The organism is Solwaraspora sp. WMMB335, from assembly GCF_049179075.1.
In the GTDB taxonomy this organism is placed as follows: Bacteria; Actinomycetota; Actinomycetes; order Mycobacteriales; family Micromonosporaceae; genus Micromonospora_E.
In genome coordinates, this window is record NZ_JBMHMF010000001.1 from 3864119 (window position 1) to 3887136 (window position 23018).

19 protein-coding genes are annotated in these 23018 nt (G+C 68.4%); 16 read left to right on the top strand and 3 right to left on the bottom strand.

Annotation, left to right across the window (positions count from 1 at the left end; translation table 11 throughout):
* Positions 1–168: 168 nt before the first annotated feature.
* Positions 169–1587 (bottom strand): PLP-dependent aminotransferase family protein, encoded by a 1419-nt coding sequence (locus tag ACN27F_RS16690; protein WP_421434438.1) that lies wholly within the window; start codon positions 1585–1587, stop codon positions 169–171.
* 330 nt (positions 1588–1917) lie between these two features.
* On the opposite strand from ACN27F_RS16690, the gene ACN27F_RS16695 reads away from it, so the two are divergent.
* From ACN27F_RS16695 to kdpF (ACN27F_RS16720), 6 genes are all read left to right on the top strand, one after another.
* Positions 1918–2727: a PucR family transcriptional regulator gene (locus ACN27F_RS16695; protein ID WP_421434439.1), complete on the top strand. Its 810-nt coding sequence runs from the start codon at positions 1918–1920 to the stop codon at positions 2725–2727.
* Between the two features lie 61 nt (positions 2728–2788).
* Positions 2789–4429, top strand: coding sequence for a hydantoinase B/oxoprolinase family protein (locus tag ACN27F_RS16700; RefSeq protein WP_421434440.1), 1641 nt, complete (start codon positions 2789–2791; stop codon positions 4427–4429).
* Positions 4430–4460: 31 nt separating this feature from the next.
* Complete coding sequence (locus tag ACN27F_RS16705) at positions 4461–5600, top strand: ABC transporter ATP-binding protein (RefSeq protein WP_421434441.1); 1140 nt, start codon at positions 4461–4463, stop codon at positions 5598–5600.
* Positions 5593–6453 carry an ABC transporter permease gene (locus tag ACN27F_RS16710; protein WP_421434442.1) on the top strand — a complete coding sequence of 287 codons (861 nt, stop codon included), beginning with the start codon at positions 5593–5595 and terminating at the stop codon, positions 6451–6453. The genes ACN27F_RS16705 and ACN27F_RS16710 overlap by 8 nt, the downstream gene beginning before the upstream one ends.
* A 6-nt stretch (positions 6454–6459) precedes the next feature.
* Positions 6460–7257: an ABC transporter permease gene (locus tag ACN27F_RS16715; protein ID WP_421434443.1), complete on the top strand. Its 798-nt coding sequence runs from the start codon at positions 6460–6462 to the stop codon at positions 7255–7257.
* A 315-nt stretch (positions 7258–7572) separates the two neighbouring features.
* Positions 7573–7662, top strand: coding sequence for a K(+)-transporting ATPase subunit F (gene kdpF / locus ACN27F_RS16720; protein ID WP_421434444.1), 90 nt, complete (start codon positions 7573–7575; stop codon positions 7660–7662).
* A 27-nt stretch (positions 7663–7689) separates the two neighbouring features.
* Here kdpF (ACN27F_RS16720) and ACN27F_RS16725 read toward each other — a convergent pair whose 3' ends face one another.
* Positions 7690–9255: an IS1634 family transposase gene (locus tag ACN27F_RS16725; RefSeq protein ID WP_421434445.1), complete on the bottom strand. Its 1566-nt coding sequence runs from the start codon at positions 9253–9255 to the stop codon at positions 7690–7692.
* Positions 9256–9516: 261 nt separating this feature from the next.
* On the opposite strand from ACN27F_RS16725, the gene kdpF (ACN27F_RS16730) reads away from it, so the two are divergent.
* The 7 genes from kdpF (ACN27F_RS16730) (at position 9517) to ACN27F_RS16760 (ending at position 17830) form a co-directional block, all read left to right on the top strand.
* A complete protein-coding gene (gene kdpF / locus ACN27F_RS16730) occupies positions 9517–9606 on the top strand; it encodes a K(+)-transporting ATPase subunit F (RefSeq protein ID WP_421434444.1) in 90 nt (29 codons plus the stop codon).
* Positions 9606–11261: a potassium-transporting ATPase subunit KdpA gene (gene kdpA, locus ACN27F_RS16735; RefSeq protein WP_421434446.1), complete on the top strand. Its 1656-nt coding sequence runs from the start codon at positions 9606–9608 to the stop codon at positions 11259–11261. The genes kdpF (ACN27F_RS16730) and kdpA overlap by 1 nt, the downstream gene beginning before the upstream one ends.
* Positions 11262–11282: 21 nt before the next feature.
* Positions 11283–13472, top strand: a complete 2190-nt coding sequence (gene kdpB / locus ACN27F_RS16740) for a potassium-transporting ATPase subunit KdpB (protein WP_421434447.1) — start codon at positions 11283–11285, stop codon at positions 13470–13472.
* The gene (locus ACN27F_RS16745) at positions 13472–14353 is read left to right on the top strand and encodes a potassium-transporting ATPase subunit C (protein ID WP_421434448.1); all 882 of its coding nucleotides are present in this window, start codon (positions 13472–13474) and stop codon (positions 14351–14353) included. Before kdpB ends, ACN27F_RS16745 begins: the two co-directional genes overlap by 1 nt.
* A gap of 74 nt (positions 14354–14427) precedes the next feature.
* Positions 14428–16983 (top strand): DUF4118 domain-containing protein, encoded by a 2556-nt coding sequence (locus tag ACN27F_RS16750; protein ID WP_421434449.1) that lies wholly within the window; start codon positions 14428–14430, stop codon positions 16981–16983.
* The gene (locus tag ACN27F_RS16755; protein WP_421434450.1) at positions 16980–17663 is read left to right on the top strand and encodes a response regulator; all 684 of its coding nucleotides are present in this window, start codon (positions 16980–16982) and stop codon (positions 17661–17663) included. Before ACN27F_RS16750 ends, ACN27F_RS16755 begins: the two co-directional genes overlap by 4 nt.
* Positions 17660–17830 (top strand): hypothetical protein, encoded by a 171-nt coding sequence (locus ACN27F_RS16760; protein ID WP_421434451.1) that lies wholly within the window; start codon positions 17660–17662, stop codon positions 17828–17830. Before ACN27F_RS16755 ends, ACN27F_RS16760 begins: the two co-directional genes overlap by 4 nt.
* Before the next feature lie 110 nt (positions 17831–17940).
* Here the strand turns inward: ACN27F_RS16760 and ACN27F_RS16765 are convergent, their stop codons facing one another.
* Positions 17941–19173 (bottom strand): RCC1 domain-containing protein, encoded by a 1233-nt coding sequence (locus ACN27F_RS16765; RefSeq protein WP_421434452.1) that lies wholly within the window; start codon positions 19171–19173, stop codon positions 17941–17943.
* A 425-nt stretch (positions 19174–19598) separates the two neighbouring features.
* On the opposite strand from ACN27F_RS16765, the gene ACN27F_RS16770 reads away from it, so the two are divergent.
* The 3 genes from ACN27F_RS16770 to ACN27F_RS16780 all read left to right on the top strand — a co-directional run bounded on the left by ACN27F_RS16770 (position 19599) and on the right by ACN27F_RS16780 (position 23009).
* Positions 19599–20210: a GntR family transcriptional regulator gene (locus ACN27F_RS16770; RefSeq protein ID WP_421434453.1), complete on the top strand. Its 612-nt coding sequence runs from the start codon at positions 19599–19601 to the stop codon at positions 20208–20210.
* Positions 20211–20502: 292 nt separating this feature from the next.
* Positions 20503–21711 carry an MFS transporter gene (locus ACN27F_RS16775; RefSeq protein ID WP_421434454.1) on the top strand — a complete coding sequence of 403 codons (1209 nt, stop codon included), beginning with the start codon at positions 20503–20505 and terminating at the stop codon, positions 21709–21711.
* On the top strand, positions 21708–23009 hold the full coding sequence (locus tag ACN27F_RS16780; protein WP_421434455.1) for an MFS transporter: 1302 nt from the start codon (positions 21708–21710) through the stop codon (positions 23007–23009). Before ACN27F_RS16775 ends, ACN27F_RS16780 begins: the two co-directional genes overlap by 4 nt.
* Positions 23010–23018: the final 9 nt, after the last annotated feature.

The window sequence follows — 23018 nt, forward strand, 5'->3', positions numbered from 1 at the left end:
CGCTACCACCGCCCGGTGATGCTCGTCGCTACGACCGACGGCACCGATTTGCGCCATCGGCACCCGCCCGACATGGGAACCTCCTCGTGGCAGTGCACCCTGGTCACCGTAGACACCCAGCCTGCCTGCCGGCGCCCGTCGGTGGGCAACCTGCACACCCGCGTCGGCTCACCCGACCAGCGTGGTCAGGCGGCGATCGTCCCGGACGGCGAGATACTCCCCCCAGGCGGCTTCCAGCCGGCGCACGCCCTCGGCGAGGACCTCCGGCTCTTGGACGAAGGAGAGCCGCAACTGCTGTTCCATCCGGGTGGTCGGCGAGAGCATCGGTCCCGGTGCGACGCGCACACCGTGCCGACGGGCCGCTACGGCGAAATCGACGGCGTCCCCCTCCGGCAGGGTGACCCACAACGACAGCCCGCCTGCCGGCACGTCCCAACTCCAGCTCGGCAGGCGGCCGCGCAGCGCCTGCTGCAGCGCTTCGAGGCGGATGCGGTTGGTGGCGATCCGGGTCGAGCGCAGGGAATCCATGTCTTGCATCAGCTCCACCGCCAGGAGCTGGTCGAGAACCGGGCCGCCGTAGTCGACGGTGAGCTTGATCCGGGCCAGTCGCCCGATCAGCTTTTCGTCCGCGCGCACCCATCCGACCCGGAAACCGCCCCACACCACCTTGCTCAACGAGCCGATACCCAGGACGGGCACCCGGCTGCCGAGCGCTCCTATCGGTGCGGGTACCGGACCGAACGACAGCTCACTCAGCGTGTTGTCCTCGATGATCGCCGTCGAGTTTCGTTCAGCGAGGGCGACGATCTCCGTACGACGCCGTTCGCTCATCAGCACGCCGGTCGGGTTGTTCAGCGACGGGCTGACGTGGAACACCGGTATCCGTTCCCGCCCTACCGCTTCCAGGTACTCCGCCGTGCGCGCACCGTCGCGGTCGAAGAGTGCCCCGACCACCCGCGCCCGTGCCGCGCGGTAGGCGTCGATGGTTCCCAGCCACGTCGGATCCTCGACGACGACCAGGTCGCCGGGTCGGACGAAGAGCTGCGCGCAGAGGTACAGGGCCTGCTGGGCGCCGGTGGTGACGATGATCTGCTCTTGCGTCGTCGGCAGGCCGCACCTGCTGAGCCGATCCGCGATGGCCAGACGCAGCTCGGGCAGACCCGACGGCGAGTACCCGTATCCCCGGGTCAGCCGTCCGAAATCCGCACGGACACTCTCCAGGATCGTCTCGGGGAACAGGTCAGCCCCCATCGGCGCGGAGGTCGAGAAGTCGATCTCCCCTGATGGGACGACATCCTGGGATTCCCGATCCATCGTCATCGTCATCGTCCGTGCGGCCAGCGAACCGCCTCCGTAGTACCCGACGTACGTACCAGCCCCTTGCCGCCGAGCTACGACCTCGCGCTGGCTCAGTAGCTCGTAGGCCGCCGCTACCGTCGTACGGCTGATCGCCAGCGCCTCGGCCAGCGGACGCTCGGCCGGCAGCCGGGATCCCAACGGCAGCTCGCCGCGCTGCACCGCCCGCTGGATCGCGTCGGCGAGCAGGATGTAGAGGGGCCCACTCGCCTCGTGCCACGCGCCCAGCATGTATCGCAGCGACTGAACCGGGTTCGACGACGACTCGGCCACACCGGCCCCTATCTCATGTATCGCGAGTCCACGTTGGCAGCTGTCGGGCGGCCCCGCGTCGGCCGATCGACGGTGGTGCCGTCGCGACGGCTATGCCGCCGCTAGCGCCACCGTAGCGGCTTCCAGGGAAGCAGGCCATTGCGTGCGCCCGCGCGGCTATTGGACTGTTTCCGCCAGGTGTCCAGGAGTTTTCTCGGATGTTTGGCCTCTGGATCCGGGGTGCCAATAAAGCCAATTAGCCCCTAATGGCTATTGGACACCTGGCTTTGGCTACCGCATATTGGCGCAATGGACCCCACCGACAAGCGGGCGATCGGGACGCCGAACTCGACGCCCATCGAGTACCTGGTTCTCGTCTGTGACCTGGGCGGACACCGGTCCCGCGCGGCTCACCAGGCGGTGGAGAACGCCGTCGCTCCCCGAGCCGTGCGCTGCGAGGAGATTCCCGATGGACTCATGGTGACGGTACCCGTCGGCGGCATGCGTGAACGACGGGCGTTGGCCCGAACGGTCTGGCGGGCGCTGCGCCGGTACCTGCCGGGCGTCCCGGTCACCGTCGCGGGCGGTGCCACGTGGCACCTGCGGGGCCGAGAATCCGTGGCGGTCCTTCAGGCTCGACAGACTCTGGTCGCGGGACAGGCGATCTGCGGCTCCGGCACGGTCATCCTGATGGACGACCTCGGTGCCATGGCCTTCCTGATCGGCCGGCCGGTTGCCCATCTGCGCTACTTCTACGCCGACGTCCTCGGACCGGTGATGGAGATGGACGACATTCGGGCCGAGGCACTGTTGGAGACCACGAGCATCTATCTGCGGTTGAGCAGTCTTGCCGACACCGCCCGGCTACTCAACCTGCACCGCAACACGGTGCAGCAGCGGCTGGCCCGCATCGCCGCGTTGACCGGCCTGGATCCGCACGATCCCGATGCGAAGCTCACCCTGCAGACCGCGATCATGGCACGTCATCTCGTCGCGTTGCTCACCGACACGAGCCGGGCCGTCGCCCGCACGCGGCCAGCGCTCGTTGATCCATCTGATCCGCACCTCTTCCCGGCACCTGCTGCGGCAGGACCACGCAGGGCACCCACCGCCGCCTGACCTGCCCAGGCTCAGCCCGACGCATACCACGATCGACGCCAACCACCCTGTCGGAGGTTCGATGTACCGGGATCCCGCCCCTGTCGATCCAGTCAGCCTCGAAGTGACGCGAAACGCGCTGGCCTCGATAGCCGAGGAGATGGGCGCCACCCTGATCCGCTCCGCGTACTCGACCAACATCAAGGACCGGCGGGACTGTTCCTGCGCGATCTACCTCCGGGACGCGATGATCGCGCAAGGCGAGCACATCCCATACCACCTGGGATTCATGCACTCGGCCGGGCGGGAGCTGTGGCGCCGGTTCGGGGACAGCCTCGGCGAAGGTGACGTCGTCATCACGAACGACCCATGGATCACCGGCTCGCACCTGTGCGACATCCTCGTCTACTCGCCCGTCTTCCTCGACGGCCACCTGACCGCGTTCGTCGCGACGATGGCACACCACGTCGATGTCGGCGGTATGGCCGCAGGAAGCTGCCCCCCGCTGGCGACCCAGATCTACCAGGAGGGTATCCAGATACCCCCGGTGCTGGTGCAGCGCGGCGGCCGGTTCGTCGACGAAGTGGTGGAGATCGTCGCCGCCAACCTGCGTACGCCCCGAGACTTCCGCGGCGACCTGCGCGCCCAGGTCGCCGCCAACACGATCGGCGCCCGCCGGATCGCCGAACTGGCCGACCGGCACGGCAACGCAGGTTTCAGGCGACTGACCACCGGCATCGTCGACTACTCCGAGCGTCGGATGCGGGCCGCGGTCGCCGCGTTGCCCAACGGGGAGGCGACTTTCGAGGACGTCATCGAGGGCGACGGCTTCACCGAGACGCTCATCCCCATCCGCTGCACGGTTCGCGTCGAGGACTCGGATGTGTTCATCGACTTCGCGGGATCGGCGCCAGCGGTTGCCGGCTCACTCAACGCGCCTCCCGCCCTGCCACTGTCCTGCGCGTATTTCGTCGTCAAGGCGATGGCCGATCCGTACGTCCCGGCCAACGACGGAGCCTACCGACCGATCCACGTCTCGGTGCCCGAGAGGAGCGTCGTCAACGCACCAGCCGGCGCGGCGGTCTCCAACGCCAACCCCGTCACCGGGCTCAGAGTGGCCGATGCGATCTTCGGCGCCTTCGCCCAGATCGCGCCGGCCAAGGTCGCCGCCGCCTCGTCGGGCTCGCTCAGCGCGCTACTCATCGGCGGTTGGGACCCGCGTCACGACCGGCCCTACGCCTACATCGAGACGTACGGCGGCGGGCAGGGAGCCAGCGCCGACCGTGACGGCTTCGACGCCATCCAGACCAACATGTCCAATACGCGTAATGCTCCGGTCGAGGCCATCGAAGCCGCCTATCCGCTGCTCGTGGAGAGGTACGGTTTGGTCGAGAACTCCGGTGGCTCCGGGCGGTACCGTGGTGGGCTCGGCATCCTCCGCGAAGTCCGGATCCTCGATCACCGGGCGCAGGTGACGATCGCCGGTGACCGAGGTCGCATCGGACCGTGGGGGCTGGCCGGAGGTTCGGCGGGAACCCCTTCCTCGTGGACGAGGATCACCTCGGCGGGCGAACGCGTCGCGCTCGGATCCAAAGTCATATTCGATGCCGACCCAGGCGACCGCCTCATCCTGTCCACCGCAGGAGGCGGCGGATACGGCGACCCAGCGCTGCGGGATTCCTCCTCAGCCGAACAGGACCGACGCGAAGGTCTGACGACATGATCTCCCAGACTCTCACCAGGAAAGCCGGCCAATGACGCGACCGCAGCGAACCGACGACACCACCAACGGGTCTGCGGTGCCTCCCGGGCTGGCCGTCGAGCTCTGCCAGCTCCGGCACCAGTACGGGGACGTGGTCGCCGTCGACAGCGTGGACCTTGGCATCGTCGATGGCGAGTTCCTGACCTTGCTGGGTCCCAGCGGCTCGGGGAAGACCACCATCCTGATGATGATCGCGGGCTTTCTGACCCCGTCGTCGGGCCAGATCCTGGTCGGCGGCCGGAACATCAGCACCACCCCGCCGCATCGTCGCCACATGGGCATGGTGTTCCAGAGCTACGCACTCTTTCCCCACATGACCGTGGCCGCGAACATCGGTTATCCGCTGCGGTTGCGAAAGGTGCCACGGGTCGACGTACGGCGACGCGTCGACGCTGCCCTGGAAATGGTCGGCCTGGCCGGCATGGGCGAACGCATGCCTCGTCAACTGTCCGGTGGACAGCAGCAACGTGTGGCGCTCGCGCGGGCCTTCGTGTTCGAACCCAGAGTGCTGTTGATGGACGAGCCGCTGGGAGCGCTTGACAAGAAGTTGCGACAGCAGATGCAGATCGAACTGAAGCGGATTCATCGACAGCTTGGCGTGACTGTCGTATATGTGACACACGATCAGGAAGAGGCGCTGACCATGTCCGACCGGATCGTCGTGATGCGAGCCGGACAGTTGGAACAGGTGGGGACGCCAGCCGAGATCTACAACGCACCGAGGTCTGCCTTCGCCGCCAACTTCCTCGGTGACTCCAACCTGCTCACCGGACGCTGCACCGAGCGGGCAGGTGGACTGGTACATATTGACGTCGTCGGTAGCGGATCACTGTGGGCACGGGACAGCACGTCCCCCGCCATCGGCACGACGGCCACCGTGAGTATCCGTCCAGAGCAGTTGCAGATGACCGTTGTAGGCGATGGCGCCGGATCAGCCAACTGCTGGCCCGGAACGGTTGTCGAGAAAATTTATCTCGGCGACGCCGTCCGGTACCGAGTGGCGACCGGAGAAAACTTCTTGCTGGTCAAGCGACAGGAAGGCGGCTCGACGCAACAGTTCGATATCGGCTCCAGGGTCGATCTGATCTGGGCGCCCGAGCGCGCGACCCTGTTGGAGGAGGCCGGTGAATGAGAAAGCCGACGCACCGGTACGACGGCTCCGCGTCCCTCACGTAGCTCTCTTGCTCCCCGTCGCCATCCTCCTGGGCGTCTTTTTCGTGTATCCGCTCATCAACATGATCGCCGCGAGTCTCACGACCGATGCGGGAAATGTGAGTTTGGAGAAGTATCGTGATGTCCTGGAGGTCAGGACTTACGCAACGGTGTTTCGAATCACCTTCGAGATCGCAGTATCGGTCACGATCGCCACAGCGCTCGTGGCATATCCGCTGACCTATGTGATCGTCACCGGTCCGAAACTGCTCAGCAGTATTCTACGCGGCCTCGTCATCATCCCTTTTCTCGTCAGCCTGCTGGTCCGAACCTATGCCTGGCTGGTCGTGCTCGCACCCAACGGAATCCTGAACGACGCGATGCGGGCGGTGGGCGTAGGATCGGTCCAGCTACTGTTCAACCGCACGGGTGTCATCATCGGCATGACCTACGCGCTCCTGCCATACATGGTCTTCGCGCTGTACGGCAACATGCGGTCGGTTGATCCACGCCTGCTCCAGGCTGCGCAGAATCTCGGCGCCGGAAACTGGAACGCATTCAGAACCATATTTCTTCCGCTGACCTTTCCTGGAGTCGCGGCGGGATCGATACTTGTGTTCATTCTGGCATCGGGGTTCTTCATCACGCCGAAGCTGATGGGCGGACCGGGCGACGTCATGATCGGATCGCTGATCACGACGCTGGTCTCGGAGAGCGGCCAGGCCGAGGACGCGGCGGCGATCGGCACCATCCTACTGGCGATCACGGCGGTCGGCTTCCTGGCCATCAGTCGCTTCATCGGATTGCGGACACTATTCGAGAACCGGGGGTGACGGATTATGGGGCGGGCACTTCTCTACACATTCGCGGTTCTGGTCGGTATCTTCCTGTTCATTCCGTTGGTCATCATAGTCACCGTATCGTTTTCCTCGTCCGAGTTCCTGACGTTCCCACCCCCAGATTGGTCGCTTCGCTGGTACGAAGAGTTGCTGCGCCGGCCGGAATGGCTGGACACGCTCACGACCAGCGTGGTCATCTCGGGATTGTCCACCGCCATATCGATGATTGCCGGGGTCTGTGGATCCGTTGCCCTGGTCCGCGGACGCTTCCGATTCAAGTCTGCGGTGTACGTAGCGATCCTCACGCCGCTCATCGTCCCAGAGATCGTCACGTCGATCGCCATGTTCTTCCTCTTCTCCGATTTGCGTCTGACTGACACCACGGTCGCCATCGCGATCGGCCAGTCAGTCGTGGCCCTCCCACTGGTAGTCCTCATGGTGTCGGCGACTTTGCAGGGCTTCGACGAGACCCTGGAACGCGCCGCACAAGGTCTCGGCGCCAGCCCGGTCGTCGCTTTCCGCACGACCACCCTGCCGATTATCGGCCCTGCGGTGCTGTCGGCTGCGCTGTTCGCCTTCCTGACTTCGTTCGACAATCTGCTTATCGCACTTTTCATGGGCGGACCATCCACTCGAACGCTCCCCGTACAAATTTGGAACTCCGTCGTCATGTACGTCGAACCAGTCATCGCCGCCGTCGGCACCGTCCTCGTCGTCGGGCCGGTAGCACTGGTCGCGTTGGCTGCCGGCCTCCGCCGGCTGACAACGGCCTGGATCCAACACCGGCCCGGCAGCTGAACGATTCGGTGGTCACCGGCGGCGGACGGGCGTGGGCGGCGACTCACCGTGTCCATCGACGCTGGCCTGATGTAGGGGTGGCGTGAAGAAGGCGTTAAAAAGCGCTGATTCGCCGTGATGGCGGCGTGATCACCCCTGTCGTCGCGGGATGGCTGGCGTTGTGATTGCCGAGGCGGGCCGAGAAGCGGCCCGGAAGCGGCCGAGGCGGCCTGTTCGGCGATTCGAGGAGTCAGGGGTGTCCGACGCGGTGTTCGTGGTGTTGACGGTGGCGTTGTTCGCAGTCCTCGCGCTGGTGGTGAGGAAGGTGGAGAGGCGGTGAGTGCCGGCAACGCCGTCGGTCTCGTGGTGGCGATCGGCTTGGCTGCGTTTCTGGTGGCCGCCCTGCTGTTTCCGGAGCGGTTCTGATGACTGTGACGACCCGACTTGGCTCATTTAGTGCGTGCGGTGGATGGCGTTGAGTGCGGTGTGGAGGTCGTCGGGGATGGGGTCGGCTGCGGTGATGGTGTGGTCGCCGGCCTGGATCGTGACGGTGCGGTAGCGGCGGGCGGTGGTGACGAAGCGTCTGATGCTCCAGCCGGTGGTGTTCTCGATCCAGCGGGACACGGCCAGGGCGGCGAACACGATGGTCAGGTGGGCCTCGATCGATTCGCGGGTGTGGTGGAACACCGGCCGGGCGGCCAGGTCGGTCTTGGACATGCGGAAGGACTTCTCGACCTGCAGGAGTCGGCTGTAGGCGCTGATGACCTGGTCGGGGTCGGGGTTCGGCAGGTTGGTGACGTAGCCCTTGATCCCGGCCAGGGCGCGGTTTTTCGCTTCGAGGGCGCGGTTGACGGTCTTGGTCGCGCCGGTCAGGCGTACGTACCGGTTGCGTTTGACCGGGGTCCGGCCGGCGACGGCGTTGACGGCCTTGGTGATCTGGGTGTCGATCCCCTTCAACGTGCGGCGGGCCCGGTCGGCGCGGTACTGGTAGAAGAACGTGTGGTCACGGCGGTTGTCGCCACGGCCGGCGGGCCAGGGCTGGACGAACACGTGCCCGTCGGGGATCTCCGCCTCGGGGTGGGCGTCGCGCCACTGCTGGACGGTGTAGGGCACGTCGGGGACACGGGCGCCGAGGATGAACGACAGACCGGCGGCCTCGATGGCGCGTTTGTTCGCCTCGGACACCATCCCGGCGTCGGCGACCACGGTGACGTCGGACAGCCGGTGCGCCTCCAGGAACGCTCGCAGGACCGGCAGCATGGTGGTGGTCTCGGCCCGGTTTCCCTCGAACGCGTGCACCATCAACGGGAACCCGGCCCCGTCGGTGAGCAGACCGACGGTGATCTGCGGCTCCAGACGCCGTTCCTTGGAGAAGCCGGGCTCACGGAACCCGTCACCTTCGTCGGCCTCGAAGTACAGCGTGGTGACGTCGTAGAGCAGCAGGGTCGCCGGACCCAGCCGCACGTGCTCGGCGCAGGCGCGCGCCAGCCGTGCCCGCCACGGGCCACCCGCCGCATCCGCTGGGGTCTCGGCGCCGGCCGGCGCTGCGGGGTCGGAGGCGCTGTCACCGCCGGCGTAGACCCGCAGCCGCCGTTTGATCGTCGCGTACGACGGCGCCCACGCGCCGGCCTCGTCGAGGACCCGCACCGAATCGAGTTTGCTGGTCGGCTCGATGATCCTGGCCAGCACCAACGCCTTGAACACCTCATCGCGGCCGGTGGCCCGAGCGAATCCCAGCGTCTCGTAGCCGCGGCCCAACGCGTCGAGCAGGTGCCCGGCCCGCGATGACGTGATCGGCAGCGGGGCGCCGCCGTTGGCCGGTTGGTCCGGCAGACGCAGGTCCAGCTCGCCCTGCCCGGCGGCGAGTCGCTGCCGGGCTACCGCCTTGAGTAGTTCCAGGTCCGCGTCGGTGTGCGCGGATCCGATGTGCTCGATGTCCCGCGATCCCCGCCGCTGCGAGTGCACGATCTGCACCGCGCGCGCCCCCGACGCGGTCTTCACCGTCCGCACGTACGCCACGCCGACACCCTAGAACCCGGCCGTTTAGTGCGTGCCTCCCGACACAACACCCCAGGTCACAGCCCCGCAGACCCCGAAATCAGCCAACCGTGAGCCAAGTCGGGTTGTGATTGCCGAGGCGGGCCGAGAAGCGGCCCGGAAGCGGCCGAGGCGGCCTGTTCGGCGATTCGAGGAGTCAGGGGTGTCCGACGCGGTGTTCGTGGTGTTGACGGTGGCGTTGTTCGCAGTCCTCGCGCTGGTGGTGAGGAAGGTGGAGAGGCGGTGAGTGCCGGCAACGCCGTCGGTCTCGTGGTGGCGATCGGCTTGGCTGCGTTTCTGGTGGCCGCCCTGCTGTTTCCGGAGCGGTTCTGATGACTGTGACGACAGCCGGCGTGCTGTTCATCCTGTCGCTGGCGGTGGCGCTGGTCGCCGTGCACAGGCCGTTCGGGGACTACCTGTTCCGGGTGGTGTCCGGCCAGCGGCACTCCCGGGTGGAGCGGGGTGTCTACCGCCTGGTCGGAGTCAATCCGGCTGCCGAGCAGACCTGGGGTGTGTACGCACGCAGCCTGCTCGCCTTCTCCGCTGTCTCGATCCTGTTCCTCTATGCCTTCATGCGGCTGCAGAACCACCTGTGGCTCTCGCTCGGCCTCGGCCCGGTGGTCACACACGGCGCGTGGAACACGGCGGTGTCGTTCGTGACCAACACGAACTGGCAGTGGTATTCGGGTGAGTCGACCATGGGGCACCTGGTGCAGATGGCCGGGCTGGCGGTGCAGAACTTCGTCTCCGCCGCCGTCGGCATCGCGGTGGCGGTCGCGCTGGTCCGCGGGTTCGCCCGGAGCCGCACCGGTGACCTGGGCAACTTTTGGGTGGATCTGACCCGGATCACGCTGCGTGTGCTGTTGCCGGTGTCGGTGTTCGCCGCGATCGTGTTGATGATCGGCGGGGCGGTGCAGAACCTGTCCGGCGGCACCGACGTCGCCACGTTGACCGGCGGCGGCCAGACGATCACCGGCGGGCCGGTGGCCAGCCAGGAGGCGATCAAGGATCTCGGTACCAACGGCGGCGGTTTCTACAACGTCAACAGCGCGCACCCGTTCGAGAATCCGACCGCCTGGACGAACTGGGTGGAGATCTTCCTGCTGTTGGTGATCCCGTTCAACCTGCCGAGGGTGTTCGGTCGGATGGTCGGCCAGGTGCGGCAGGGCTATGCGATCGTCGCTGTCATGGTGGTCCTGGCGATCGCCAGCGTCACCGTGACGAACGTGTTCGAGTTGGCCGGCGACGGCACGGTTCCGCAGGCCGCCGGGGCGGCCCTCGAAGGCAAGGAGGTCCGGTTCGACGTGTCGAACTCGGCCACGTTCGCCGCCGCCACCACGTTGACCTCCACCGGCTCGGTGGACTCGTTCCACGACTCGTACACGGCGCTTGGCGGTGGAATGTTGCTGGTCAACATGATGCTGGGCGAGGTGGCGCCCGGCGGTGTCGGTGCTGGGCTCTACGGTCTGCTCATCCTGGCCGTGATCACGGTGTTCGTCGCCGGTTTGATGGTTGGGCGGACACCGGAGTACGTCGGCAAGAAGATCGGCTCGCGGGAGATCAAGCTCGCGTCGGTGTACTTCCTGGTGACTCCGGCTCTGGTGTTGATCGGCACGGCGGCGGCGTTCGCCACCGGCAACAGCTCCGCCGCCCTGAACACCGGCCCGCACGCGCTGTCCGAGGTGCTGTATGCGTTCACGTCGGCGAGCAACAACAACGGTTCCGCGTTCGCCGGGCTGACGGTCAGTGCGCCGTGGTGGAACACCGCGCTGGGGATCTGCATGCTGCTCGGCCGGTTCATACCGATCATCCTCGTGCTCGCCCTGGCCGGTTCCCTGGCGCGCCAGCAGCCCACTGCCGCGTCCGAGGGCACCCTGCCGACCGACCGACCGCTGTTCGTCGGCATGGTCGTGGGCGTCACGGTGATCCTGGTCGCGCTGACCTTCCTACCCGCGCTCGCGCTCGGCCCGCTGGCTGAAGGGCTGTGACATCTGATGGAAGACATCGGCATGACCACCTCGACGGCGGCACCGCGCGCTACGGCCGACGCCCCCGCCTCGCACGGCGGTCGCGGCGGCCTGCTCGATCCGAAGCAGCTTGTCCTGTCGCTGCCCGACGCGCTGCGCAAGCTCGACCCACGCACGCTGTGGCGCAACCCGGTGATGCTGATCGTCGAGATCGGCGCAGTCTTCACCACCGTCCTCACCGTCGCGGACCCGTCAGTGTTCGCCTGCGCGATCACGGTGTGGCTGTGGCTGACCGTACTGTTCGCCAACCTCGCCGAGGCGGTCGCCGAGGGTCGCGGCAAAGCCCAGGCCGCCGCGCTGCGCCGGACGAAGACTGAAACCGTCGCCACCCGCCTGCTCGGCTGGACCGCAGGTGCAGACCCCGACTCCTACCGCACCGAGATCGTCGCGGCCGCGCGGCTACGCCAAGGCGACATCGTCGTCGTCGGGGCCGGCGGGGTCATCCCCGGCGACGGTGACGTGGTGGAGGGCATCGCCAGCGTCGACGAGTCCGCCATCACCGGCGAGTCGGCCCCGGTCATCCGGGAATCCGGCGGCGACCGCAGCGCGGTCACCGGCGGCACGAAGGTGCTCTCCGACCGGATCGTCGTAGTGATCACGCAGAAGCCTGGTGAGAGTTTCATCGACCGGATGATCAGCCTGGTCGAGGGCGCCAACCGGCAGAAGACCCCGAACGAGATCGCGCTGAACATCCTGCTCGCCGCGCTCACGATCATCTTCCTGCTGGCCGTGGTGACCCTCCAACCCCTCGCGATCTTCTCGAAGAACTTCCAGTCCGCCGCGCCGGACACCCAGGCGATCACCGACAGCGGGGTGACCGGCGTCGTGCTGGTCTCCCTGCTGGTCTGCCTGATCCCGACCACCATCGGCGCGCTGCTGTCGGCGATCGGCATCGCCGGCATGGACCGCCTCGTGCAGCGCAACGTGCTCGCCATGAGCGGCCGGGCGGTCGAGGCCGCCGGGGACGTCAACACCCTGCTTCTCGACAAGACCGGCACCATCACCCTCGGCAACCGGCAGGCAGCCGAATTCCTCCCGGTCGAGGACGTCACCACCGACCAAGTGGCCGACGCCGCCCAACTGTCCAGCCTGGCCGACGAGACCCCCGAGGGCCGGTCGGTCGTCGTCCTCGCCAAGAGAGAATTCGGGCTGCGGGAACGGGAGCCAGGGCTGATGCCGCACGCCACCTTCGTGCCGTTCACCGCACAGACCAGGATGAGCGGCGTCGACCTGACCGTCGACGGCACCGATGACGGCGGATCCACCGGCCCGGCCCGGCGGATCCGCAAGGGCGCCGCCGCCGCCGTGATGAAATGGGTACGCGACAACGGCGGCCACCCCACCGAGCAGGTCGTCCACCTCGTCGACGAGATCAGCGGCGTCGGAGGCACCCCGCTCGTCGTCGCCGAACACCTCGACGGCCAGCCGGCCCGCACCCTCGGCGTCATCCACCTCAAGGACGTGGTCAAAAACGGCATGCGGGACCGCTTCGACGAGATGCGCCGGATGGGCATCCGCACCGTGATGATCACCGGCGACAACCCACGTACCGCCAGGGCCATCGCCGACGAGGCGGGGGTGGACGACTTTCTCGCCGAGGCCACGCCGGAGGACAAACTCGCCCTGATCCGCAGGGAGCAGGAAGGCGGCCGGCTGGTCGCGATGACCGGAGACGGCACCAATGACGCCCCCGCGCTGGCGCAGGCCGACGTCGGAGTCGCCATGAACACCGGCACCTCGGCCGCGAAGGAGGCCGGCAACATGGTCGATCTGGACTCCGACCCGACCAAACTGATCGAGATCGTCCAGATCGGCAAGCAGTTGCTGATCACACGCGGCGCGTTGACCACCTTTTCGATCTCCAACGACATCGCGAAGTACTTCGCGATCATCCCGGCCATGTTCGCCGGCATCCACCCGGGCCTGGAGACGTTGAACATCATGCGGTTGTCCAGCCCGGAATCGGCGATCCTGTCTGCGGTGATCTTCAACGCGATCGTCATCGTCGCGCTGATCCCGCTCGCGCTGCGTGGCGTGCGCTACCGACCCGCCGCCGCATCGCAACTACTGCGCCGCAACCTGCTGGTCTACGGACTCGGCGGCATCCTCGTGCCGTTCGCCGGCATCAAACTCATCGACCTGCTCATCCAGCTCATTCCAGGGATCTCGTGATGCGCCTTCCCACCTGGCTCGCCCAACACCTCGCCGCCCTGCGTGCGCTGCTCGTCTTCACCGTACTGCTCGGCCTGGCCTACCCGCTCGCCATGGTCGTCGTCGGCCGGATTCCCGGCCTCGCCGCCAGGACCGACGGCTCGATCATCGAGATCGACGGACGGCCCGTCGGCAGCGCCCTGATCGGCCAATCGTTCACCGACGTGAACGCAAACCCGGTCCCGCGCTACTTCCAGTCCCGTCCCTCGGCGGCCGGCGACGGCTACGACCCCACCGCCACCAGCGCCAGTAACCTCGGCCCGGAGGACATCGTCGACACCATCGCCGCCGACCCGGACGAGTCGACGCGCAGCCTACTCACCCAGGTCTGTGCCCGCAGCGCAGCGATCGGCGAACTCGACGGCGTCGACGGACGGCGCCCGTACTGCACCGCCGGTGGGGTCGGCGCGGTGCTGGCGGTGTTCCGCCGCGACGGCCTGACCGGCCCGGTCACCCGGGCGGTCAGTGTCAACCAGACCGCCCCCGCCGCCCCGTTCATCGCCCGCTACGACGGCGTGCTGGTGGAACTGGCCGAGCCCGGCGTGGACTACCGAGCGGCCGGAGCGACCATCGTCGCGGTCCGGGGCGACGCTCCGGCCGAACCCGCCGTGCCGGCTGACGCGGTCACCGCCAGCGCCAGCGGGCTCGACCCGCACATCTCCCCGGCGTACGCCCGGATCCAGGTCGACCGGGTGGCGCGCGAGCGCGGCGCGGACCCCGCGCGGATCCGGCGGCTTGTCCAGGAGCACACCACCGGCCGGGTGCTGGGCTTCATGGGCGCGCCCGGGGTGAACGTGCTGGAACTCAACCTCGCGCTGGACGAACAGTTCCCGGCACGTTGAACACGACGCGTCGGGCCGGGACGCCGTCAGCACCGGACCGGCCCGCCGGTCACTTCCCGGAGAGGACTCCTGCCGTGCCACGAGGGGAACTGCGCATCTACCTCGGTGCCGCACCCGGTGTCGGCAAGACCTACGCCATGCTCGAGGAGGCGCAACGCCGCGCCGAACGCGGTACAGACGTGGTCATCGGGTTCGTCGAGACCCACGGCCGTGCCCACACCGCCGCCATGATCGGCGAACTCGAGATCGTCCCCCGCCGTACGATCACCCACCGGGGTGTGGATTTCACCGAGATGGACCTCGACGCGGTTCTGGCCCGCCGCCCGGAAGTGGCCGTGGTCGACGAACTCGCCCACACCAACGTGCCCGGCTGCCGCAACGCCAAGCGCTGGCAGGACGTCCAGGAACTCCTGGACACCGGCATCACCGTGCTGACCACCGTCAACGTCCAGCACCTGGAGTCGCTCAACGACGTCGTCGCCCAGATCACCGGCGCCACCCAGCGGGAAACGGTCCCGGACGCCGTCGTCCGTGCCGCCGAGCAGGTCGAACTGGTCGACATGACCCCGGAGGCGCTGCGCCGGCGGATGGCGCACGGCAACATCTACCGCCCCGACAAGATCGACGCCGCGCTCGGCAACTTCTTCCGGGTCGGCAACCTCACCGCCCTGCGGGAACTGGCCCTGCTCTGGCTCGCCGACACCGTCGACGAACAGCTCGACGCGTACCGCACCCAGCAGGGCATCTCCACCACCTGGGAGGCCCGCGAGCGGGTCGTCGTCGCACTCACCGGAGGGCCGGAAGGGGAGACGTTGATCCGGCGCGCCGCCCGGATCGCCGCCCGCAGCAAAGGCTCCGACCTGCTCGCCGTGCACGTCGCCCGCAGCGATGGACTGGCCGGTGCGGACCCGGCGCGCCTGGCCCGCCAACGGGTCCTGGTGGAGAGTCTCGGCGGCACGTACCACCAGGTCCTCGGTACCGACATCCCCGCCGCGCTGCTCGACTTCGCCCGCGGTGTCAACGCCACCCAACTCGTCCTCGGCGCCAGCCGCCGCAGCCGTCTCGCCCAACTGGTCTCCCGCGGGGTCGGCGTCACCACCACCGCGCTGTCCGGGCCCATCGACGTACACCTGGTCACCCATGCCGAGGCCGGTCGCGGCCGGCCCGGACCGACGGTCCCGGCCGCGTTGTCCCGGCGGCGTCGACTGTACGGCTTTGCGCTCACCATCGCCGGCATGCCCGCCCTGACCGCACTACTGCAGGCACTACCCGATCTCACTCTCACCAGCGACATCCTGATCTTCCTCGCCGCTGTCGTCGGCGTCGCGCTCGTCGGCGGACTCTGGCCGGCGCTGCTCGCCGCCCTCGGCGGATCCCTGCTGCTGAACTGGTTCTTCACCCCACCCTTCCACACCCTCACCATCGCCGAGCCGGACAACTGGCTCGCCCTCGGCGTCTTCGTCGGCGTCGCCGTCGCGGTCAGCGGAGTCGTCGACGTCGCCGCCCGACGCACCCGCGAGGCGGCCCGTGCCTCCGCCGACGCGCAGACCCTCGCCACCGTCGCCGGCAGCGTCCTACGCGGACAACGTCCCCTGCCCGCCCTGCTGGAACGGCTCCGGGAAACGTTCGCGCTCCGCGCCGTCAGCGTCCTCGAACTGGTCGACACCGCCGGGGGACGACCGGACCGGGCCCGCGAACAAGCCTCCTGGCGCATCGTCGCGAGCGTCGGCGAGACACCGGCGGCCACCCCCGACGCAGGCGAAACCGCCGTACCGGTGGACGACCGACTCACCGTCGTGCTCTGCGGCCGCCGCCTACCGGCGGCGGACCGGCGCATCATCGAGGCGTTCGCCGCGCAGGCCGCCGTCGCGCTACGGCAGGAACGCCTCGCCGCCCAGGCCGCCACCGCCAGGCCCCTGGCCGAAGCCGACCGGATGCGCACCGCGCTGCTCGCCGCCGTCAGTCACGACCTGCGCACCCCCCTCGCCTCGGCCAAAGCCGCCGTGTCCAGCCTGGGCAGCCGCGACATCCACTTCGACGCCGAAGACCGCGACGAGTTGCTAGCCACCGCCGACGAGTCCCTCGACCGGCTCAGCCGCCTGGTGACCAACCTGCTCGACATGAGCCGCCTGCAGGCCGGAGCGCTCGGCATCACCGCCTCGCCGATCGGCCTGGAAGACGTCGTACCCCGGGCCCTGGACGAACTCGGCCCGCCCGCCGCCGACGTCACCACCGACATCCCCGCCGACCTGCCCGCCGCCACCGCCGACCCGGGACTGCTCGAACGGGTCCTGGTCAACCTCGTCGCCAACGCCCTGCGCCACAGCCCACCCGGGCGACCACCCACCATCACCGCCAGCGCCCACTCCGGTCAGGTCGAACTCCGCGTCATCGACACCGGCCCCGGCATCCCCGAAGACCAGTGGGACCACGTCTTCCTGCCGTTCCAACGACTCGGCGACCGCGACAACACCACCGGCGTCGGACTCGGTCTCGCCCTGTCCCGCGGTCTCGCCGAGGCGATGGGCGGCAGCATCACCCCGGAGACCACCCCCGGCGGCGGACTCACCATGGTGCTGCGGCTGCCCGCCGCCACAGCCGCAGAACCCACGGAGGACCCACCGCCATGAACCGGATCCTCGTCGTCGACGACGAACCACAGATCCTGCGCGCGCTGCGCATCAACCTACGCGCCCGCGGATACCACGTCGACATCGCCGCCACCGGCACCACCGCGCTCAAAGCCGCCGCCAGCCACCCACCCGACCTCGTCGTACTCGACCTCGGTCTACCCGACCTCGACGGCGTCGACGTCATCCGAGGGCTCCGCGGCTGGACCACCGTCCCGATCATCGTGCTCTCCGGCCGCGCCGGCAGCGACGACAAGGTCACCGCCCTCGACGCCGGCGCGGACGACTACGTAACCAAGCCCTTCGGCGTCGACGAACTCCTCGCCCGCATCCGCGCCGTCACCCGCCGACACACGTCGGGCACCGACCCGACCGGCCCCACCGCACGACTCGGACACCACACCGTCGACCTCGCCGCCCACACCGTCACCGCCGACGACGGCACCGACGTCAAACTCACCCCCACCCAGTGGCGGGTCCTCGAAACACTGCTGCGCAACCCCGGCAAGCTGATCAGCCAGCGCCAGCTCCTGCACGACGTCTGGGGCCCGGGTTACGAGACCGAAACCAGCTACCTACGCCAGTACCTGGCCCAGCTACGCCGCAAACTCGAACCCAACCCCGCCCGGCCCCGCCACCTGCTCACCGAACCCGGCATGGGCTACCGGTACCAGCCATGACCGGAGGAAGCACCGTGGACATCCTCAAGTACCTGGCGCTGATCATCCTCGCCGTCGCAGCGCTCTTCCTCGCCGTCGCCGTCGGCGCGGGTCTGCTGAACCTGACCCCGCTCCGCCGTCCTCCCCCCGGCGAACCACCGCAGCAGCGGAAAGAGGACCGCCGGTGAAACTCCCGACCCGTCCCTGGCCGGGCGAGGGTCAACAGGATCAGATGTTGGGACCGCGAGCCGGGCCAGCACGCCGAGCCTGACCGGCGGCGGATGCCGGCGGCGGAGGGTCAATCCGGCAGCGGCACCTGCACGGGGGTCGGCCGGTGGGTGGTGGTGCCGTCGCCGAGCTGCCCGAACGTGTTGTCGCCCCAGCACCACAGGCTGCCATCGGTACGCGCCGCGCAGGCGTGGTACGAGACGGCAAGGCCGTCCGTCCAGGCAGTGGTGGTGCCGACCTGGGTCGGGGTCGGCCGGTGGGTGGTGGTGCCGTCGCCGAGCTGCCCAGACGTGTTCTTCCCCCAGCACCACAGGCTGCCATCGGTACGCGCCGCGCACGACGAATCGATGCTCGCGTCGACCTTTGCCCAGGTGGTGGCGGTGCCGATCTGGAGCGGGGTGGTCCGGAAGCCGGTACCCCCGCCCACCTGGCCGTACCCGTTCTCGCCCCAACACCACAGGGTCCCGTCGGTCCGGACAGCACAGGTGTGTACGTAGCCGGCCGTCACACTGGTCCACGTGGTCGCGGTGCCCACCTGCGTCGGTGTCGCCCGGTAGCTCAGGATGCCAAGACCGAGCTGCCCGTCCGAACTGCTGCCCCAGCACCACAGGGTCCCGTCTGTCCGGACAGCACAGGTGTGCGCGTAGCCGGTGGTGACGCTCGCCCAGGTCGTCGCCGTGCCTACCTGCACCGGGGTGGTCGACTGGTGGGGAGACAAACCGATGCCGAGCTGGGCGTGGCGGTTCAGGCCCCAGCACCACAGGGTGCCGGTGGTCTGGACGGCGCAGGTGTGATTGCTGCCGGTACTGACGCTTGCCCAGGTGGTGGCGTCACCGACCCGCACGGGGCTGCTCCGCTTCGTGGTCGTGCCGTCACCGAGTTGCCCGCTGGAGTTGTTGCCCCAGCACCACAGCGTTCCGTCCGTACGTACCGCGCAGGTGTTGCCGCTGCCAGCATCGATACGCGCCCAGGTGGTGGCGGTGCCGAGCTGAGCCGGACTGCTTCGGTTCGCGGTGGTCCCGTCGCCGAGCTGGCCGTAGAAGTTGTTGCCCCAGCACCACAGCGTTCCGTCCGTACGGATCACACAGGTGTGCAGATTGCCTGCGGCGATCTGGGACACCGGCACGGCGGCGAGCGAGACGTCCGGCGTGCCCTCGTCGACGGCGCCGACGCCCGCCATGGCCGTGCCCGCCGTAGACCCGACGGCAAGCGCGGCGATCCCGGCAGAGGCCGCCACCACGACGGCGGATCGGACCGCCCGCCGCCACCGCGCCCGCAGCCGATCCTCCTGCTGTTCGTTCATGTCCTGTTCTCCCAGGAATCGTCGGTTCCGTACCATGGAGGCGGCGTTGCCCCGGCAGGCCGTCAGCGACCCGCAACTACATCGTGATGAGACTCTACATCGACATATATCAGTGTCGATGCCAGGGTCGGACCGGACGAACACGAGGCGGTCACCGGTTCGAAGCTCCGCGGCCACCGCCCGTAGCACCGGGCGTATCCGGTCCGGAGGGCTAGGCTGTAGATTGTGCATAAGTACTCGGCGGGCGGCAGGGGTCGGATCCCGGTCGGCCGCTGGCACATTCTTGATGAGCACGTGCGGCACCGCTCGATGGCGACAGCCGCCGCAGGCGAACAGGAGGACGTGCGATAGCCACGCCAGTCAAGCAACGCAATCAGCCGACTGTCGCGCGGACCGCCAAGACCGCGCAGTCCTGGGCGACCGACGTGCTTCGCGAGCGGATTCTTCTGGGCCTGATCCGGCCGGGCGACCGGCTGCGCCAGGTCGAGATCGCCGCTGAACTCGGCCTGTCCACGACGCCGGTGCGGGAGTCCTTCCGCTCGCTGGCGACCGAGGGACTGGTCGCGATCGACGAGCATCGTGGCGTCGTGGTGCGGAAACTGACCATTGCCGAGTGCATCGAGATGCAGGAACTGATCGCCGTTGTCGAACCGGACAATCTACGCCACGCGGTGCCACGGATGACCGAGGCAACGCTGGCCGAGGCCGACGCGCTGTGCCGCAAGATGAACCGCGCCGACGTCGGAAACAGCTACGCGCTGCTCAACCGTGAGCTCCATCTGACTCTGGCCCGACCGTCGGGTCGCCATCGGGCGATCGCCCTGTTGGCCGAGTTGCTCACGCTCAGCGCGTTGCACGTGCCTTCCGACAGCGCTCGTCTGCCCGGCCGACGCGCCCAGTCGCAGCGTGAACACCGGGCACTGGTCGACGCCGCCCGCGCCGGTGACGGTGAGGAGGCCGCGCGGCTCGCCCACGAGCACTGCCAGCCGATCCTGAGCCTGCTCCGCAGCGACCTGGAGCACAACCGCGACGGATGACCTCGGTCGGAGTCTCCCCGACCGAGGCTCGTCTGTAAGCATTGTGTTTCGCCTCTTGTCGGATCGACCGCGCATGGTGGATGCTCTACCGGAAAAATTATGCACAATCTATAGTGCGTACCCGCCACGTCGCCACGCCGACCGGACAAGGAAGACAAATGGGTCATGATGCCGAGATCATCTAATGTCGACTTGGTAACGCAGGCGTGGCTGTGCGTTGAGATCGCGTGACGTGGCCGCGTCACAGCCGAGGGTTGATCCCGCATCGGCGGCGGCGCGAACCTCGGTGTCGGTGTGGGCGATCGCCCTCATCGTGATCTGCCAAAGCACGCAGGGCTTCTCACTCGGCGGCATCGCCCTGTTCCTGCCGCTGATTCGCGACGATGTCGGGCTGAGCTTCGGCCAGGCCGGCACCCTCGGCGCGATCTCTCTGTTGGTGTTCGCGGCCATGCAGGTGCCGGCGGGGTATCTGGCAGACCGGTTCGGCCCCAAGCGGCTCTTCCTGCTGGGGCTGGTCGGCCTCAACCTCTGCTCCTTCACTTTCGCCCTGACGCAGTCCTTCAACGTCCTTCTCCTGAACCAGGCGCTCTCCGGCCTGGCCCGAGCGTTCGTGTTCGCCCCCGGGCTGCTGCTCATCACCCACGAGTTCCCGGCGCAGCGGCGAGCCACCGCGCTCGGACTCTATGTGGCTGGTGGGTTTTCGTCCAACGTACTGCTGAGCTTGGCGGGCCCCGTACTGGTGGGCCATGTCGGGTGGCGGTGGATATTCGTGGGCTTCTCCCTGCTCGGTCTCGGGATCACCGCGCTGTACTGGCGCGCCGGTAGTCCCGGCCCGACCCACCATCGCGACTCCTACATGGGTCTACGGGAGTTGCCGGGCCTACTCGCCCACCCGGTCATGTGGGTGGCGGGCGGGGTGCAGTTCGTGCGCTACTCCGTGGTCAACGGCCTCAGCTTCTGGCTGCCTACGTATCTCATCGCGGAGAAAGGCTTCTCCCTGCACACCGCGGGTCTGGTGCTCGCCATGGCGGCGGCCGTGACCGCGCCGTCGAACTTCCTCGGCGGGCACCTCTCGGACCGGCTGCAACGCCCCGCCCTGGTCATCGGCGTCTCGCTGACCGTGCTCACCGCGACCATCGTGGCCCTCGTTCCGGCCCGCTCGCTGCCCGTCGTGATCGTGGTGGTACTAGTGCAGGCGATCTTCGTGCAGTTCTACTTCGGGCCGCTGTTCGAGATCCCCATCAAAGTGCTCGGCGTGCGCACCGCCGGCCTGACCAGCGGCTGGTCCAACCTTTGCGCCAACGTCGGCGGCCTGAGCTTCGCCTTCGGGCTCGGCCAGGTCAAGGACGTGACCGGCTCGTTCGCCATCGGGATGTACGCGATGGTCGGACTGTGCGTGCTCGGCCTGCTCGGCACCTACGGGCTATCGGTCCTGCTCGCCCGGGCGGCCCGTCCGGCAGCGGAACCTGCGCTCGCCACCGGCCCGGAGCAGACCTGGTGAACTGGCCCAGCCCGCGAGTGGCACTGGCCCGGCGGCGGCGGACGGCCCGGGCCAGGCCGGGCGCTGAACCCGGCCCGTTCGCCCCGCTGTCCATTCCGGTGTTCCGGGCGCTGTGGCTCGCTGAGTTCGCCGGCGACATGGGCAACTGGATGCACACCGTCGGCGCGCAGTGGGTGATCGTCGGACATGCCAACGCGGTGCTGCTCGCAGCGCTGGTCGTGGCGGCGGCGCGGATGCCGGTGCTGGTGCTGTCGGTACCCATCGGCGCGATCGCGGACTTCGTCGACCGGCGCTGGCTACTGCTCGCGGCCCAGAGCTTCCAGACCCTGGTGGGTGTGGCGCTCGCGGTCACCAGCCTGCTCGGCCGGCTCAGCCCCACCGCCCTGCTGGTCTACACCTTGCTGCTCGGTCTCGGGTCGGCGCTGTCGATGGTCGCCTTCCAGGCCCTGGTGCCGCAACTCGTCGCCCCGCCCCTGCTGCATTCCGCGGTCGCCCTCGCCCAGGTGAACCTGAACATCGCTCGGGTGCTCGGACCGGTGCTCGGTGGTCTGCTCGTCGCCCTGGCCGGGCCGTCCGCGGTGTTCGTGCTCGACGCGCTCTCCTACCTGGTCTTCGTCATCGTGCTGTGCTTCTACAAGATTCCCGGCCGACCAGCCCGGTCCCGCCCGGCCGTGCGGCGTGCGCTCGTCGAGGGCATGGATTTCGTCCGGCGCTCCATGCTGGTGCGCCGAATCATGGTGCACTCGCTGTTGATCGGCATCCCGTCGAGCGCCGTCTGGGCATTGCTGCCGTCAGTGTCGACCCTGCGCCTCGGCGTCGATGCCACCGGCTATGGTCTGCTCCTCGCGGCCGCTGGCACCGGCAGCATCTTTGGCGCTCTGCTCCTGCCCAGGATGCGTCGACGGGCAAGCGACAGTACCGGCCTGGTGCTCGGCAGTGTGGCCTCGGTGGGTGCGCTCGGCGCTCTGGGACTGGTCAAGGACGTCATTGGCGCCGCAATAGCGCTGTACGTCTTCGGCATCGCCTGGATGGTCATGCAGACGCCGCTGGCGGCCACCATGGCCCTGACCACGCCCGATCCGATCCGGGGACGGGTCTTGGCCCTGTTTCAGACCGTACGCATGGGCAGCCAATCGGCCGGTGCCGTCGCCTGGGGCCTCGCGGCAACCGACCTCGGCCTCGTCACGGCCCTCGTGTTCGCCGCCGTGATCATGGCGCTCGCGGCGCTGGTCGCCCTGTGCCTGCCGGTCGGTCCGAGGCGGCGCACCGCGGGATGGCCGCCAGTCGCCAGCGACTGATGAGCGGGT